The following is a 17,253-nucleotide window of genomic DNA, read 5'->3' on the forward strand; positions in this document are numbered from 1 at the left end:
GTCTACACCTCATTCTCCTTACTCATTAAAGATACCTTATTGTTTTCAACAACAAATATTTTATTTGTATATTTTGATATTTTTGCAAAGTCATGGCTAACAATAACTATTGTAATTTTAGATTCTTTATTTAATCTTTCAAGAAGAGTATAAAGTTGCTCCTCTGAATCAGCATCAATACCTGTTGTTGGTTCATCTAAAATTATAATTTTAGGATCACTAACTAAGGCTTTCGCAATCATTACCCTTTGTTGTTGACCTCCAGATAAGTTACCTATTAATCTTTTTGAGTAGTCCTCCATATTTACAATTTTTAGAGCTTCTTTTACCTTTTGTTTATGTTCCTTTTTAGGAAATTTCATAAAACCAACTTTAGAGTATAAATTTGCCATAACAATTTCTTCTACTGTAGCTGGAAAGTTTGCTCCACTAGATAGTGATATTTGTGGTACATATCCTATTTTATTTAAATTATTACTTTTATCTAAATCTTCACTAAATAATTTTATTTTTCCCTTTGATGGATTTAACTGTCCTATTAAAAGCTTCATAAGTGTACTTTTACCACTACCATTACAACCAATAATACCGACAAAATCGCCTTCATCTATAGATAAAATAATATCTTCTAGTACATTTTCCTTATTATAAGCAAAGGATACATTTTCAATTGATATTATATTTTTCATATATGCCTCCCAAATTTAGCATGAATTATTTCATTGATTCATACAATACTTCTAAATTCTTTTCCATTACACTAAAGTAATCTTCACCATTATTTATTTGCTTTTCACTTAAACCTTCTAATGGATTTAATACTTCTGTTTTTGCATTTATTTCTTTTGCTATTGTCTGCGCAACTTTTGGGCTTACAAGTTCTTCAAAGAATATGGTCTTTACATTATTTTCTTTTGCAAATTTGATTATTTCTCTCATTCTTGCAGGGTCTGGTTCGCTATCAGGTGTTAATCCTTCTATCCCCTCTTGATTTATATTATATTCTGAACATAAATATCCAAAAGCTTCATGAGCAACTATAATTGTTTTATTTTTAATTGGATCTAATGTATCAGCGTATTTTTTATCTAGTTCATCAAACTTTTTAGCATATTTTTCATAATTATCTTCATAATACTTAGCATTTTCAGAATCGTGCTTTATTAGAGCATCCTTAATATTTTCCATTTCCTGTTTTGCATTTTTTATACTTAGCCATGTGTGAGGATCCAAATTTCCGTGGTCATGTCCATCATCTTTACTACTATTAGATTTTTCCACTGCCTTATGTATGTCTAGTCCTTCACTAGTTTTCACATATACTATATCTTTGTTTTCTAAGGTATCTATAACTTTATCCGTCCAGTTTTCAATACCTGCTCCATTATAAATAAGCATATCTGCTTTTTCTAGATTTACAATATCACTTGTTGATATTTCCCAGTCATGTGGTTCTGTTCCTGCGGGAACTAAGTTTGTTACCTCAACTTTATCTCCTCCAACTTTTTTAGCAAAATCGTACAGAGGGTATATACTAGTATATATTTTTATCTTCCCCTTTGAATTCTCATCAGTTTTATTTTCTTTACTACAACCTATTGTAAACAACATAGGCACAACTAGTAGCAAGGATATTATTTTTTTCATACTTATTTTCAACTCCTTTTATTATAGATTTATTAAATTATTTTTAAATGATAACACCTCTCATTTGCATTACTAAATAAATAATACTACTTATATATATATTAGTCAAGTGCAAATCATATGCATTTATATTTTATTGACAAAGTCATATAATAAGTTTATCCTTTTCTTAGTATTACTATAAGAAACATATTATTTTTTATTTTTTAAGGATGTGAAAACTATGAATAATGAAGATAATATTTTAAAAGCAGCAAATTTAAAAACTACTAAAAAAAGAATGATAATACTTTCCGTATTAAATAACTCTAATAGCCCTCTTACATCTGAAGATATATTAGAACAAGCTTCAAAGGAAGTTAATATAAATCTATCTACTGTTTATAGGGCATTGAATGCTCTAACTGAAAAAAATATCTTATTAAAACAATTGAGCAATGATGGAAAAACATATTTTCAAATTAATAATAGAGAACATAAACACCAATTAATATGTTCTTTGTGCAATAAAGTTGTATTAGTGAATTGTTGTCCTTTAAAAAAATTCGAAAATGATTTATATGATGAAACAGGTTTTACCATCACTAGCCATAATTTAGAATTTACAGGAATATGTCCTGAGTGTGCGAAGAAACTATAAAAAAAGTCCTATTCTAGATTATATCTAGTTAATAGGACTTTTATTTTTATAATTATATTCTGACTTTCCAAGTTGTATTATCTTTATTATCCATTATTTCAATATTATTTTGTAACAAATAATCTCTAATCTCATCAGACTTTTTATAGTCTTTATTTTTTCTAGCAGCTTCTCTTTCTTTTATTAATAAGTTGATTTTATTAACAAAATCTTTATCAAGTTTTTCTTTGTCATCACTTAATTCATTTAATTTTAAACCAAATACTTTATCAAAATCATCTATTATTATTTTCTTTTCTTTATTATTTAAATTCTCACTTTTTATAACTTCATGGAGTAGGGTAAAACCATTTGCTATATTTAAATCATCATTTACATATTTCAAAAACCTATTTTTGTATTCTTTAATTATATTTTCATTTATTAATATTTCATTGTCCACATTATCATTTATTAATTTTATTTTATTTTTCAATATTTCAAAGGAATTAGATGCATCTTCTAATCTATCATAGCTAAATACCAAAGGTTTTCTATATTTTGATTGTAGTACATAATATCTATATACTAATGGGTCCACATTGTTTTCTATTAAATTTTTTAATGTAATAAATGATCCACTAGATTTTGACATTTTTCCTTTATCAAGAATTAAAAACTCACCATGTAGCCAATAGTTTACCCATTTGTGTCCAAGAGCTCCTTCAGATTGTGCTATTTCATTAGTATGATGCACTGGTATATGATCTATTCCTCCACAGTGAATATCCATATACTCACCTAAGTATTTTATTGCCATTGCTGAACATTCAACATGCCAACCAGGAAATCCTACTCCCCATGGAGAGTCCCACTGCAATATATGATTTTCAAATTTTGAATTAGTAAACCATAAAACAAAATCAAGAGGATTTTTTTTATAGATATCTACTTCCACTCTATTTCCTGCATTCATTTCTTCTAAGCTTAAATTTGCCAGTTTGTTATAATCTTCAAATTTATCAATAGAAAAATATACATTATTATTAGCTATATATGTGTATCCTCTTTTTTCTAATTTTTCTATTAGATCTATCATTTCTTTTACATGATCTGTTGCTCTTGGAATATGATTTGCTACTTGAATATTTAAAGCCTTTAAGTCTTTTAAAAACTCACCTTCATAAAATCTTGCAATATCTAGAACGCTTTTATTTTCTCTTTTAGCACCCATTTCCATTTTATCTTCACCAGTGTCTCCATCTGATTGTAAATGCCCCACATCTGTTATATTCATTACATGATTAACTTCATATCCATTGTATTTAAGAGTTCTTTTTAATACATCTTCAAATATATAAGTTCTTAAATTCCCTATGTGGGCATAGTTGTATACCGTCGGTCCACAAGTATACATTTTAACCCTCTTCTCTTCAATAGGTATAAATTTTTCTACATTTCTGCTTAATGTGTTATACAGTTTTAAATCCATAATAAATCCTCCTTAAATAAAAAAACTGCAAGCATATGAAGTTTCTCTACAAAAAGAAAAACTCCAGATACACCTGCAGTTTAGTATTATTAATTATTTACAATATGAGTTATAGTTAAATATTAAAATAAACACAGGTATGCTGTTTTTTTGAAATTTTTTAATTTTTTCAAACAACAGCAACAACAAGTTTTCATTTTAATATCCTCCTTTAATAAATTATATGATTTAATTATATGTAACTATAATTCATTTTGCAACTAGTTATAACTAATAAATTATTTTTAGAACTAATAAATTATAATATTAAATAGAAAAACAGTATAAAATAAATTTATACTGTTTCTTTTATATTAAACATTTAATTTTTCAAAAATATCTTTCATAGCTACTCTAGCTTTAGAAGTCTCTGGTAATTCAACTAATGGTTTTCTATTACAGTCATATTCAAATATCATTTCATCCATAGGAACTACTCCAAGTAAATCTAAGTTAAATCTTTCAATTTCTCTTTTTACACCATCATTTAACTCTCCATTAGGTGCTTTATTTATTATTAAAGATGTTCTTCCAACTCTTATTCCCATTTCTTTAGCTAAATCTCTTATTCTTGCAACAGCTTCTATACTTCTAGCTGAACAATCACTTATTAATAATAAATCATCTATTTCTCTAAGTGTTTTTCTGCTTAAATGTTCCATCCCAGCTTCATTATCCATAACAACATAGTCATAGTGATTAGACATTAATTGAATTTGTCTTTTTAAAATAGAATTGACAAAACAATAACAACCTTCACCTTCTGATCTACCCATTACAAGTAAATCATATCCATTTCCCTCTTCCACAATAGAATTTAATTCATATTCTAAATATTGAGATTTAGTCATTCCCCCTGGATATTGTTCTCTTCTTTGCTCCATTTGATTTGCTTTTTCTTTTATTTCTCCTATTGTACCATTCAATTCCATTCCTAATACATCATTTATATTAGAGTTTGCATCTGCGTCTACTACTAAAGTTTCACCCTTTTTTTCTTTAGTAAGATAATCAATAAGTATACCTGTTAAACTAGTTTTTCCTGTACCACCTTTACCTGCAACTGCTATATTGTATGACATAGTTACTTTCCCCCTTATGCCTTTAGATTTTTTTGTTAACTATCTATCTAAATTATAGCAAAGTTCTACCAGATTAAACATTTTTTTATATAAAAATTTGCTTCTTCGAAACAACTCCATTGTAAAAGAGAAAAAACTTCTAAAAATCAAGATTTATTTTTATTTTCAAATATATGTTTTATAAATTGAATCGGACTGTAAATTATAAGTCTCGGTCCTGAAAATTTCATAACATCTTTTACTTTAGCTTTCATATCCTTTTTGTAACAATGTATGGGACACTTACTACAAAAGCTTTTTTCTTCCCCAAACTTACAAAAATCCAGCCTTTTATGAGCATATTCTAATAATTCTTGGCACTGTTCACATAATTTATCTTTATGTTTATGTTTTTTCTTACAATAAATATTTATCATAAGAGTTATTGTATTTTTTTCTTTTTCTATTCTTCCCATTTCATTACCTTCTTAAGCTAAGTTTAGTGTATTGTTTTTTACGTAAATCTTTTTATCACAAATTGATACACTGGATTTTCTGTGAGAAACCATTACTATGGATTTGTTTTTACACTCATTATTTATTGATTTTAGAATTTGCGCTTCGCTTAAAGTATCTAGGTTACTTGTAGGCTCGTCCAATATTAGTATATCTGCATCATGTAAGAAAGCTCTAGCTATTCCTATCCTTTGTTTTTCTCCTGATGAAAAATTTGAACCAAGTTCACCTGCATTAGTTTTATAACCTTGTGGTAGCATAGTTATAAATTCATGAATAGATGCTTTTTTACAAGCTTCTATTACTTCTTCTTCACTGGCATCTTTTTTACCTATTTTTATATTATTTTCTATACTATCGTTAAATAAGAAGGTCTCCTGTGTAACTAAGGACTGAGATCTCCTAAGAGTTTTAGTTGGAATATTTTTAAGATTTTTATTGTCTAAAGATATACTTCCTTCATTAACATCCCAAAATCTCATTAATAATTTTAAGAATGTAGACTTTCCACATCCACTTTCTCCAAGAATACCTATTTTATCTCCTGGTTTAATTTCTAAGTTTATATCTTTCAAAAGATTTTTGTCTCTGCCTGTATAAGCAAAATTTACGTTTTCTATATTTATGAGAGAAGAACTTAACTTCATATCACCATCAACTTCCTCTATTGCTGGTACTTCATCTAATATATCAAATAATCGACCTGCACAAGCAAAAGTTTGAAGTAAGTTATTTGATAAGTTACTTAAAGCAACAACTGGACCAAAGGAACTTGAAAGAACAACTATGGCAACTAGGCCTTGACCTATATTCACACTTCCTTCATTGTATAATTTTATACTTATAAATAAAAATGTAAGTATTGCAATCATTATAGTTACATCTGTAAAAGCTCTGATTATTCCTTCATGTTTTTTAATTCCATCCATTTTTTCATCTAATATATCACTATTTTTATTTATTTGATTTAATCTATTTTTACCTTCATCAAATAATAATATTTCTTTTATACCGTTTAATGATTCTAATAAATAAGAGTTTGTTTTTGCAAATTCCTCTCTATATTCAACACCTGCATCTTTTCCAAATTTAGAAGATATAACAGGTATTAAATATCCTACTATTATATAAAATATAGCTGATGTAGCACCATAAATAGGATTAATACTCCAAAGTATTATACTCATTATTATTGAAGTAATTATTGCTATGGCAATTGGAGCCACTGTATGAGCATAAAATACTTCTAATAATTCTATATCACTTGTTATTACAGAAATTAAATTTCCTTTTTCTTTACTTTCAAGCTTTGCTGGTGATAATTTTCTAAGTGCTTTGAAAACTTTATCTCTAAGTATGGCAAGTATGTTAAATGCTATAAAATGTCCTGAGTATTGTTCTATATATCTAAGTATTCCTCTAAGTATTCCACATGATATTATTACCATCATGCAAGTTTTGAAAGAAACTCCCATGTCTATATTTAAAGCAGTGGCAGTTGCTATCATTCCAAATGATGTTATTGCTATGGCTGCTAAAAATCCAAGTACACCAAATGATATAGTAATCATCATGATAGGCGCTAGTGGTTTTAAAACTTTTATAAGCCTTGTCATTATTTTAAGTCCCGATTGTCTATTATTCATTTACTGCCACATCCTTCATTTCATTATCTACTTTATATATATTTTCTAGATTTTGTTGTTGAGTTACTAATTCGTGATATTTACCTTTTATCATTAACAATTCTTTGTGTTTTCCACTTTCAACTATGTTACCTTTATCTAATACATATATCATGTCTGCCTTTGTAACATTGGCAAGTCTATGAGATATAACTATTACAGTTTTATTTTTAGCTAACTTATAAATACTTTCCCAAACTTTTTCTTCACTTTCCACATCTATGTTAGAAGTAGCTTCGTCAAATATATATATTTCAGGATCTGTTATTATTATTCTAGCTAATGCTAATCTTTGTTTTTGACCACCCGATAAAAGTGAACCACTTTCACCCACATTAGTTTTTAATTTGTTTGGTAAACTTATTACAAACTCATATAAATTTGCTTTTTTAAGAGCATCATATATTTCTTCATTAGTTGCATTATTTTTACCCATTCTTATGTTATCTTCTATACTTCCATTGAAAACATAAGCACTGTGATTTATAAATCCTATTTTTTTATTTAATATATCAAATGGTATTTCATTTAAATAGATTCCATTAAATAATATTTCTCCACTCTCAACTTTATTTTGTTTTAGAAGTAAATTGGTAATTGTACTTTTACCGCATCCACTTTCTCCAACTAAAGCTATCATTTTATTATTTTTCATTTCTATATTTATATTTTCTAAGACTTTTCTTTCTTTGTCATAACTAAAGTCCACATTTTTTAATTCTATATTTATATTATTTAACTTATTTATTTTTTCTTCATGTAAAGCATTTATCTCTTCAACCTCTGCATCTAATAATTTAAACATTCTTTCACTGGCAGATATACCGTTCATTGCCACGTGGAAGAATGACCCTAATAGTCTCATTGGTATGAAAAATTCTGCAGATAAAAGTATTATTATTAGAACGTCTCCTGCACTTAATACTCCTGCTCTAAATTCAAATATTGCTATAAGTATACCAAGTGCACAACCGCCAAAAGCTATTATATCCATTACTATTATGGAATTTAATTGCATTGATAATACTTTCATAGTTATTTTTCTAAAATGCTCTGCATTATCATTCATTTCTTTATTTTTATCTTCGTCAATATCAAATATTTTTAAAGTTGTAAGTCCTTGAAGATTTTCTAAAAATGAATCTCCTAGATCTGTATATACACCCCAGTACTTGCTAAGTAGCTTTTTAGCTATTTTCATAACTACCATTATTGTAATAGGTATTAATGGTACACATATTAAAAGTATTATTGCTGTTTTCAAACTTATAAAGCTCATTGCTGCAAATAAGGTTAATGGCGCTACCAAAGAATAAAATAATTGTGGCATAAATCTACCAAAGTATATTTCTAACTGTTCCACTCCATCTACTGCTATTTGAACTGTAGAAGATGTAGATATAGTATTTGTATAATTCACTCCTAAGCTTAATAGTTTTTCATATATTGTACTTCTTAGAGTTTTTTTAACTTCACTTGATGAGTAAAGAGAAAATTTAGTAGATAAAAAGTTTGCTACAAATCTTATTCCTAACATTACTATTATAAATATAGATGTACTAATCATATTTAAGTTTAAATTTCCATTTATTAATTTATCCACAGTAGTTCCTATAAATAAAATCAACGTTATATTACAGATTATAGAAATCCAGTTCATTAAAACTGTAAGTCCAATCCATTTTTTTGAACTATCACATATTGATAGTAATCTTTTATTAAACATTGTTTGCCTCCACTTTGATTGTCTTCATTTTTGTGAATACTATAACTTTAGCTAGCCACATGACAACAATAATTATTCTCATCACAAGACTATCAATAGTTATAAACATAAATAATAATAGTAATGATACAGGTATAGTTAAAGTTAATTTCGCTCTTAAAGTCATTCCACCTTGTTCTTGGAATTTCTTTACATATTTTTCATATATTTTAGTTTGCATAAATTTTTCGTTTAATTTATCGCTGCTTTTTAATAAGCAGTATGATGTTAATAATAATAATGGCGTTGTAGGCAATAATGGTAAAAATATACCTATAATACCAAGTATTAAAGAAATTAATCCTACTATTAAAAATAAAGCCTTTTTTGCTATATTCATTGCTATTCCTCCTAACATGCTTTTATTGGAACAAAATACATTTCTTCTTTATCTACATTGCAAATTATGCCTTCCACATTGTAAACATATTTTATCGTATTTTCATTTATAACCTTTTGTGGATTTCCTTCTTCTATTATTTTTCCATCTTTCATAATCACAATATTATCACTGTATTTTATTGCTTGGTTTATATCGTGAAGAACCATAATTATGGTTATACCATGCTCTTTATTTAATTTTTTCACAAGTTCAAGTATTTCTATTTGATGATAAATATCAAGATAAGTTGTAGGCTCATCGAGAAGTAGCACATCTGTCTTTTGAGCTAGAGCCATAGCTATGAAAGCTCGTTGTCTTTGCCCACCAGATAAACTCATAACTTTATTATCTTTTTTATCATCTAAATTCGTTGAATTAATTGCCCAGTTCACTATTTTTTCATCTTCATTTTTGTCCTTACAATGTTTACTGTGAGGAACTCTACCATAGCTAACTAGAGTTTCCACATCTAAGTCAGCTGGTGATTCATTATGTTGATGAACTGTGGCTATAAGTCTTGCAATTTCTTTAGTTTTTATTTTCTTTAAGTTTTTATTTTCAAAAAAAACATTTCCTTTTGATGGTTTATTGTAAGTTGATAAAATACTAAGTAATGTGGATTTACCACTTCCATTTGGACCTAAAATAGTAGTTATTTTCCCTTTTGGTATATTTATATTTAAATTTTCTATAAAAGCTTTGTCTTTATTATAAGAAAAGCTTACATTCTCTCCTCTTAACATTTTTTCATACTCCTTCTTAATAAGAATATAAAGAATGGCCCACCTATTACTGACATAACAAGACCAACTGGTATTTCATAAGGCACAAATAAACATCTTCCTAATGTATCAGCTATTAAAAGTAAAATAGCGCCCATGATGAAAGAAAATGGTATTAGATATTTATGATCTGATCCTATTAGAAATCTGCCTATATGAGGTACTATTAATCCTACAAAGGAAATAATTCCTGCTACACCTGTGCTTATACTTGCCAAGAATACGGCAACGGCTGATACTAGAATTCTCTGTTTATTAATATCCACACCTAAACTTTTTGCTGTTTTATCTCCAAGACTCATTAAATTACAAGTTTGCCTTAAGGTAAATGATATTAATACACCTATCAAAGAATAAATAACTAGTATTTTTGCATCTGACCATGTAACTGTGGCTAAACTACCATTTAACCAATTTGTAACTGATAATGCTCCCGTTGAGTTCACAGTTGTAAGTATGGAAGACATGGCAGAGAACATGGCATTTATTGCCACACCTGCTAGGATTATTCTAAGAGGTGAAAATCCTTTATCATAAGCTATGGAAAATACTAATAATGCTGAGATTAACCCTCCACCAAATGCTAATAATGCTTTAAAATTACTAAGTCCAGGGAAAAGTACAATTATTAATACTGCAGCTAATGATGCTCCTGCAGAAATTCCTGTTATACCTGGATCTGCTAAAGGGTTTTTTACAACAACTTGTAAAAGCACACCACATATGGCCAAGTTTCCTCCAACTAATATGGCAATTATAATTCTAGGGAATCTTAACTCCCTTATTATAGACATATTACCTTCACTGGAATTTGTAAATAGTCCTTTTACTAATTCACTATATGATATGTCTAAAGAGCCAAGTTTCATTGATATTAAAGATAGGGCAAATAAAAATATTATGCATGATAATATGTATAATGTTTTTTTCCTATCTAAACTTTTATTGCTCATTTAAGATTTCCCCCATCTTATCTAGTGCTTCTATAACTTTTAAGTTAGCACTCATTCCAAAATATCCATTTTCCAGATAATACACTTTGTTATTTTTTATCGCATCTAATTGTTTCCAGGTTTCTTTGGTGAATTCTTCTTCAACAGTTTTCTTTGCTTCTTCAGGGACAGCATGTGTCATTATTAAAATTTTATCAGGATTTCTTTTTATTATTTCTTCCATATTTACTTGCATGAAAGATGAAGTTTTACTTTCAAAAATATTGTTACCACCTGCAATTTTTACTAAATTACCTACATAAGATAAATCCGTTGAAATCATTACAGATCCAGGTGCTCCAAATAATATAAGAACTTCCTCATCATTTTTTTTATTATTTAAAGTTAATTCTTTTTCTTTCTTTTCTAGTTCCTCTATTATGGCCTTGGCTTTTTCTTTTTTATTAAATTCTTTGCCTAAATCTAGAATTGTTTTTTTAAGCCCATCAACATTACTTAAATTAACAAACTTACTTGGTATATTATTTTCTGTAAATTTCTTTTCAAAATCCGATCCTAATGTATCTACAGAAACTACACAAATTGGATTTAGAGATTTTATTATTTCTAAATCTGGACTCATAGGATTACCAACTTTCGTTGCATCTTTTACACTTTTGGGTAATTCATAGGAAGTAGTTGGAACACCACTTACTTCAACACCTAATTTATCTAAAATTTCTGTTACAGCAACTGATGTTGCAACTACTACTTCTTTATCACTGTTATTTGTAACTTTGTTTTCATTACTCTCATTACTTGAACAACCAGCCATTAAAGCTAAAGTTGCCACTGAAAGTAATCCAACTAATTTCATCTTTAAGCTCATCTTTCTCTTCCCTCTCTTTGTCATAACAATAATTTCTTCTATTTAATTACGCCTTTTACTATAAACCTTTGTATCCCACCACTAGTACAAGTTACTAATGTAATTTCTTTCTTAGTCATATCTTGATCTAGCACATCTACTTCATCTGACTCAACAACTCTTGTTTGGGTTATTGTATAAATAAATTCATCATCTATTGTTGTTATTTTTATTTTGTCTCCTACTTTAACCTTGTGAACTTCGTTAAATACTTGATTGTAATAATAGGTACTACTATGACCAGCTAGTGCAAAATTACCATCTTCCCCTGGCATTGCACTTTCCTCAAAATGAGTTACATGATGATTTAAATATTCTTTGTCTGTGGACTCTACTATTACATTTTTCAAATTTACAGATTCTATTTCTATAATTCCAATTTCATCTCCAGAATTTAGTTTAGGTTTTACTTTTTTATTTTCACTTTGTTGGCTTTCTATTTTTTTTTCAAAAGAAGTTAAAGCTTTTTTATCAATGTATTTGGAGTAAGCAGTTAGAGTTAAAGAGCCTATTATAATTAATAGGCCCATAGAAATTAAAAGTTTCGAAATTTTATTTTTCATAAACTATTTTTTAATTTTCTTAAAACTAATACTATAATCATTACTGCTAATACTACTCCAACACCCACAACAATTGTTTTATTTGAAGTATTTTCACTTACTTCTTTTGTTTTTTCTTTATTTTCATTTTTTATACTTTCTGCTTTAACTTCTTCTTTTGGCTCTTCAATAGCTTTTACTAATTTTAAAGTATCTTCTTTAGGAATTATGTCAAACTCCACATCTCTTTCCATTGCATCCACATATATTTTAGTGTTTAAATTAGGAGTTATAGAGTCTGTTTCAAATTTAAATTCTACTGTGTTTTTATCTGTATTTTCATTTATTACTTCAGTCTCAATCTCTTTATCATTTAGATATATCCTATGGTTTTTCATATAATTAGTGCCGCTGAATTTTATTGCATAATACCATTTGCCTTCATTTTTTTCTAATGTCATATTTTCATCTAAGTATTGTCTAGCCATATTCATACCAATTTCTTGTTCATGGTAAACGTCATTACTTATTTCATAAATTCCACTTTCTAACTCATTAAGCTCAGCTGCACTTGCCACTAAAACTTGAGCACTCATAATTAATGAAAATATGGCCACAATAAATATATTCTTAATTTTTTTCATTTATTTTGTCCTACTTTCTTCTTCTAAGTAGTGCTCCACTTGCAGTTAATAATCCACCAAGCCCTAATAATATTTCACTACCAAAAGCACTACCTGTTTGTGGAAGAGTACCACTTTTCACATCAAAATCTTTTACAAGTGTTAATGTATCTTCTAATAATTTCACTCCAAATGTTACTGTGGAGTTCATTGGAATTATGTAAACTTGAACTTTTATATCTGCATTTATATCAGGTATTGCAAATCTTATAGATTTTGAATTCGAGTCACTAGTAGCTACAGTATAATTTACTAAACTTCCATTTACGTAAATTTTATGATTACTCATTAAATCAACACCTGTAAATGTTAAAGTTGCATACATTTTCCCATCTATTTCTTCTATTTTTGTAGTAGAGTTTAAGTATTTTCTTGCCATTTCTCTACCAGTTGCACTATCTGATACTATTTCATTTTTTATAGTATATAATTTACCTTTTATAGTGTTGTTTTCTACTACTGTGTTATTTGAACCACTATTTGAGTTATTTGATGATGAGTTGTTATTCCCACTATTATTTGTGCTTCCATCATTGGAACCTGGAATTGTTGGCTCTTCATTTGAACTTATAAACTTAACTGTGCTTTTATCAAAAGATACTCCAAAGTCTACGGTTTTATTCATTGCTGTTACAAACATACCCATTGTTATTTTTGCATTTAGATTTGGAACTTCTACTGTGAACTCAACAGTATCATTATTTATTAGTTTTTTAGTGAACTTAGCTGTTTTATTATTAACCTTCATAGTAATATCACCCATTAAACTATATGATGACATTCTTAAAGTTACATATGTTTTTCCATTTTTTACTTCCATATTAGTAGTTTGACTTAATAAGTTTCTTACCATTTGATATCCTACTGCATTATCACAGTGAAGAATGTTTTTTAATTGATAATATCCATTTTTATATGTATTGCTTGAATTGGACGAGTTTGAATTAGACCCATTCCCCGAATTATTATTTGCCCCATTTCCTGATCCATTGTTTGATCCACTTCCTGAACCGTTATTTGAACCTGAACTATTATTATCCTCTTTATCTTCTTCATTATTACTTGGTGGAGCTGTTTCTCCTTTGTCTTCTGATCCTGCTATTTTAGATTGAATTCTAGCTGAATGCGTCATACTCCCTATTGGTGTGTTATATGTAAAAGTTAATAAAATTTCATCTTCTATGGAAGATATTTCAAATTCCACTGTTGCTATATCACTTTTTTCATCATATTCAAATTTTGTTTCAACTTTTTTTCCATTTACTGAAGCTTTCATCGCTGTAAACATATTACCACTATTAAAATTAATTACCATGTATTTTTTATTATCTACTACTTTTAATTTACTTGATTCTAAATATCTATTTGCTGATGAATCTTTATCTTGTGTTTCATGTTTTAGTACAGTTTCTAGACTTTTTTCATTATCTTTTACATCTTCCTTATCCTCTTTATCTGGAACTTCTGGCGTTGGTGAAGTAACTGCATCATCCTCTTCTTTTGAAGTTGTTGGTTGTGTAGGTATTTCCGCTTTTTCTACTTTTACCCTACAATGTGCATCTACCACAAAACTTCCAAAAGGATTTATTTTTATACCTAATGTTACATTGTCATTTAAAGAATTTATTTCAAACTTTACAGTTTTAGTATCATCTGAACTATCTGTAGTTATAGTCCCTTTAACTGCCTCTCCATTTACACTAGGATTTAATTCCTTTAACAAGCTTCCACTAGTAAATTTCATTATCATATATATCTTATTATTAGAGATTTGTATCTTAGTAGATTCTAAATATCCATTGGCCATAGAGTCTTCATCCGAAGTATCTTTTATTAATTTTGCATTTATATCGTATATTCCTTCTACATATTGAGTAATTGATGTTGAATTTTTCATTATCTGTGCAGCACTCACTGGCGTTATACTACTCCCAAATACCGATATTATTGCTAAAGCTATTGCTGTATTTTTTACTAATTGATTTTTTCTTATCATAGTATTTCCTCTCTCCCTGAATCATTTTTGTAATATAAGTCTATCATTATTGAGAATTATTGTCAATAGATAACCATTCTCAATTTTATTAATATATATACGAAAAAAAGCTAAATATATTAATAATTCAATATATTTAGCCCTTTATCTATATGTTTACTTCTAATTCATTTGTAAACTCTTCTTCTATTATATGTAGTATCTCTTTATTACTTTTGTTATTTACTTTATTGTAATTGTTAAGTAATAGTTTATTATCATGAGAGGAATCACCACAAATATCAATTCCTATTATTTCATGTTCTTTGCATATGCCCATATAAATTTCCTTTAATTCATTTAATGTAAGATTTCCTTGATCCCAATCAGTTTTTGCTTCTTTAGGATTTATAATATCTTTATCAATAGAAATATATATGGGAAAATCAATATATTTTTGAGAGAAGGCCTCCCAGTTATGCTTTTCTTCAATAAACTCATCACTAAAACAAATTATTTTATCTCTATATTTTTCTTCAATTAAATTAATTTGTTTTTCCCTTGCTCCAATAATTATAACTCTTTGGATATATTTATTTTCATCCAACACCTTTTTCACCCAACAACCACAAGACATTAGCTCCTTAAAAAATGAAGGTTGCATATCTGTATGGTGATCAAATAAAACTAAAATAAATGGTTGCTTAATTTTTTCCAATAATAAATATGTCACATAGTGATAATTACCAGAATCAGTAAACTTTATCTTTGAATCATAAAATTTACTAAGCCTTTTCCGTATCAATTCTAAAGACTTTTCGTCACAATATCTACTAACATTTTTTAAATCACTTAAATCAACTATTTCGTAATTTTTATTTTTGTAAAAATCTTGATTTTTATAAGTATTATTGAAATTTAATATACATATTTCTTCCATAAATACTTTCCCCCTTTGTTCATAAATTTTTCTCCCTAACTTAATTCTATTACATTTTATACATGTATTTACCATAGTTTTTCTTAATTATTCCTACAAATAGTATTCTAAATTGACAAAATATGATAGAATATCATTTATAATAAATTTTTAAATATTTATTATTAAATTCTTTGTTTAAATAAAAGGAGAGAAAAATGAATAAAAAAATAATTAGTCTTATAATTGCTCTAAGCCTTCCATTAGCTTTTTTAGTTGGATGTAATAAACCTAAAGATGAGGAATTTGTAATGACTGAAGATACTACAGCTTTAGATGGAAGTGTTGAGTACAGCGCAAAAACTTATAAAGATGCCTTTTATTCAACAGAAAACTATTCTGATGAATATTTACAAAAGGAGTTTGAAACTATTGTAAAAGAAATCACTTCTAAGGAGGATAAAGAAGAATTAGTAGAGCTATTAAAATCTTATTCTAGTTCACAAGACGGAAGTCTTGATGTTGTCAAATCATGTTTCGAAAAATATGGTAAGCAAAGTGGCAATTCTCAAGACGTTACTTTAGATAGTAATGGAATGCATGAGATTTCGACTAGACTTTATAAAGCTACTTTAAATGCTACTAAGAAATACTACGACATTAACGATTTTTACATATACTATAAAGATCAATTATCAACTTCTTCTAATTCAAAAGATGATGATTTTGAAAATGAAGTTAAGATGACAACAATAAAAGAATATACTATTGCAAATATTTATAAAAATGCTTATAATGATTCATTTATTTCTAAAATAATAACTTCAATTGAAAAGCCTTCAAGCAGTGATGAATCTACAAATGGCACAACTGAAGATGTTGCAAAACCAGAAACAAATAAACCAATTGTTGATAATAATAATAACAACAGCAATAACAATAATAATAACAACAGTAATAACACTAATAACAACAATAATAACAACAATAATTCTTCTAACAAGGATGATTCAGATGATACTTATCCTGAATACTTAGAATTATCAGAAGCTGTAAAAAGTCAAATATATGATGCGGGAGTTAATGCTGCTATAGAATATATAGGCCAAAGCGTTTCTACATCATCATCAAGCTATTGTAGAGAAATATACGATGCTTTAGAAAATGATAATCCTCTTGGTAAAAACAAAGAAGAAGGATATAAATCTTTCTTAAAAGGATTTAAAACTACATTACAAAACAATAACGTTGAATTCAAATAATAAAAAAACTATGCATTTTTATAT

17 protein-coding genes are annotated in these 17,253 nt (G+C 27.6%); 2 read left to right on the forward strand and 15 right to left on the reverse strand.

The features are described from left to right. Nucleotides 1-2 precede the first annotated feature (2 nt). Nucleotides 3-689, reverse strand: coding sequence for a metal ABC transporter ATP-binding protein (locus tag K0040_RS01740; protein ID WP_228107252.1), 687 nt, complete (start codon nt 687-689; stop codon nt 3-5). 25 nt (nt 690-714) lie between these two features. Beyond that, nucleotides 715-1,647, reverse strand: a complete 933-nt coding sequence (locus K0040_RS01745) for a metal ABC transporter substrate-binding protein (RefSeq protein ID WP_228107253.1) — start codon at nt 1,645-1,647, stop codon at nt 715-717. Between the two features lie 223 nt (nt 1,648-1,870). On the opposite strand from K0040_RS01745, the gene K0040_RS01750 reads away from it, so the two are divergent. Continuing rightward, complete coding sequence (locus tag K0040_RS01750) at nt 1,871-2,287, forward strand: Fur family transcriptional regulator (protein WP_228107254.1); 417 nt, start codon at nt 1,871-1,873, stop codon at nt 2,285-2,287. Nucleotides 2,288-2,339: 52 nt separating this feature from the next. Here K0040_RS01750 and cysS read toward each other — a convergent pair whose 3' ends face one another. From cysS to K0040_RS01815, 13 genes are all read right to left on the reverse strand, one after another. After that, nucleotides 2,340-3,758, reverse strand: a complete 1,419-nt coding sequence (gene cysS / locus K0040_RS01755; RefSeq protein ID WP_228107255.1) for a cysteine--tRNA ligase — start codon at nt 3,756-3,758, stop codon at nt 2,340-2,342. Nucleotides 3,759-4,111: 353 nt separating this feature from the next. Further along, nucleotides 4,112-4,879 carry an ATP-binding protein gene (locus K0040_RS01760; protein WP_228107256.1) on the reverse strand — a complete coding sequence of 256 codons (768 nt, stop codon included), beginning with the start codon at nt 4,877-4,879 and terminating at the stop codon, nt 4,112-4,114. A 146-nt stretch (nt 4,880-5,025) separates the two neighbouring features. Further along, the gene (locus K0040_RS01765; RefSeq protein ID WP_228107257.1) at nt 5,026-5,334 is read right to left on the reverse strand and encodes a nitrous oxide-stimulated promoter family protein; all 309 of its coding nucleotides are present in this window, start codon (nt 5,332-5,334) and stop codon (nt 5,026-5,028) included. 12 nt (nt 5,335-5,346) lie between these two features. Beyond that, nucleotides 5,347-7,020: an amino acid ABC transporter ATP-binding/permease protein gene (locus K0040_RS01770; protein WP_228107258.1), complete on the reverse strand. Its 1,674-nt coding sequence runs from the start codon at nt 7,018-7,020 to the stop codon at nt 5,347-5,349. Further along, a complete protein-coding gene (locus tag K0040_RS01775) occupies nt 7,013-8,785 on the reverse strand; it encodes an ABC transporter ATP-binding protein/permease (protein ID WP_228107259.1) in 1,773 nt (590 codons plus the stop codon). The genes K0040_RS01770 and K0040_RS01775 overlap by 8 nt, the downstream gene beginning before the upstream one ends. Next, nucleotides 8,778-9,164: a DUF454 family protein gene (locus K0040_RS01780; RefSeq protein ID WP_228107260.1), complete on the reverse strand. Its 387-nt coding sequence runs from the start codon at nt 9,162-9,164 to the stop codon at nt 8,778-8,780. Before K0040_RS01780 ends, K0040_RS01775 begins: the two co-directional genes overlap by 8 nt. Nucleotides 9,165-9,175: 11 nt before the next feature. Then, nucleotides 9,176-9,949: an ABC transporter ATP-binding protein gene (locus K0040_RS01785; protein WP_228107261.1), complete on the reverse strand. Its 774-nt coding sequence runs from the start codon at nt 9,947-9,949 to the stop codon at nt 9,176-9,178. Beyond that, the gene (locus K0040_RS01790) at nt 9,943-10,941 is read right to left on the reverse strand and encodes a FecCD family ABC transporter permease (protein ID WP_228107262.1); all 999 of its coding nucleotides are present in this window, start codon (nt 10,939-10,941) and stop codon (nt 9,943-9,945) included. Before K0040_RS01790 ends, K0040_RS01785 begins: the two co-directional genes overlap by 7 nt. Next, nucleotides 10,931-11,809: a heme ABC transporter substrate-binding protein IsdE gene (isdE, locus tag K0040_RS01795; protein ID WP_228107263.1), complete on the reverse strand. Its 879-nt coding sequence runs from the start codon at nt 11,807-11,809 to the stop codon at nt 10,931-10,933. The genes K0040_RS01790 and isdE overlap by 11 nt, the downstream gene beginning before the upstream one ends. Before the next feature lie 38 nt (nt 11,810-11,847). After that, nucleotides 11,848-12,411 carry a class D sortase gene (locus tag K0040_RS01800; RefSeq protein WP_228107264.1) on the reverse strand — a complete coding sequence of 188 codons (564 nt, stop codon included), beginning with the start codon at nt 12,409-12,411 and terminating at the stop codon, nt 11,848-11,850. Continuing rightward, nucleotides 12,408-13,034, reverse strand: a complete 627-nt coding sequence (locus K0040_RS01805; protein ID WP_228107265.1) for an NEAT domain-containing protein — start codon at nt 13,032-13,034, stop codon at nt 12,408-12,410. Before K0040_RS01805 ends, K0040_RS01800 begins: the two co-directional genes overlap by 4 nt. A 10-nt stretch (nt 13,035-13,044) precedes the next feature. Then, complete coding sequence (locus tag K0040_RS01810) at nt 13,045-15,069, reverse strand: NEAT domain-containing protein (RefSeq protein WP_228107266.1); 2,025 nt, start codon at nt 15,067-15,069, stop codon at nt 13,045-13,047. 148 nt (nt 15,070-15,217) lie between these two features. Further along, nucleotides 15,218-15,988, reverse strand: a complete 771-nt coding sequence (locus tag K0040_RS01815) for an arginase family protein (protein ID WP_228107267.1) — start codon at nt 15,986-15,988, stop codon at nt 15,218-15,220. Between the two features lie 197 nt (nt 15,989-16,185). On the opposite strand from K0040_RS01815, the gene K0040_RS01820 reads away from it, so the two are divergent. Beyond that, the gene (locus tag K0040_RS01820) at nt 16,186-17,229 is read left to right on the forward strand and encodes a hypothetical protein (protein ID WP_228107268.1); all 1,044 of its coding nucleotides are present in this window, start codon (nt 16,186-16,188) and stop codon (nt 17,227-17,229) included. The last annotated feature ends 24 nt before the right edge of the window (nt 17,230-17,253 follow it).

It is taken from the genome of Terrisporobacter petrolearius, from assembly GCF_020748185.1.
In the GTDB taxonomy this organism is placed as follows: domain Bacteria; phylum Bacillota; class Clostridia; order Peptostreptococcales; family Peptostreptococcaceae; genus Terrisporobacter; species Terrisporobacter petrolearius.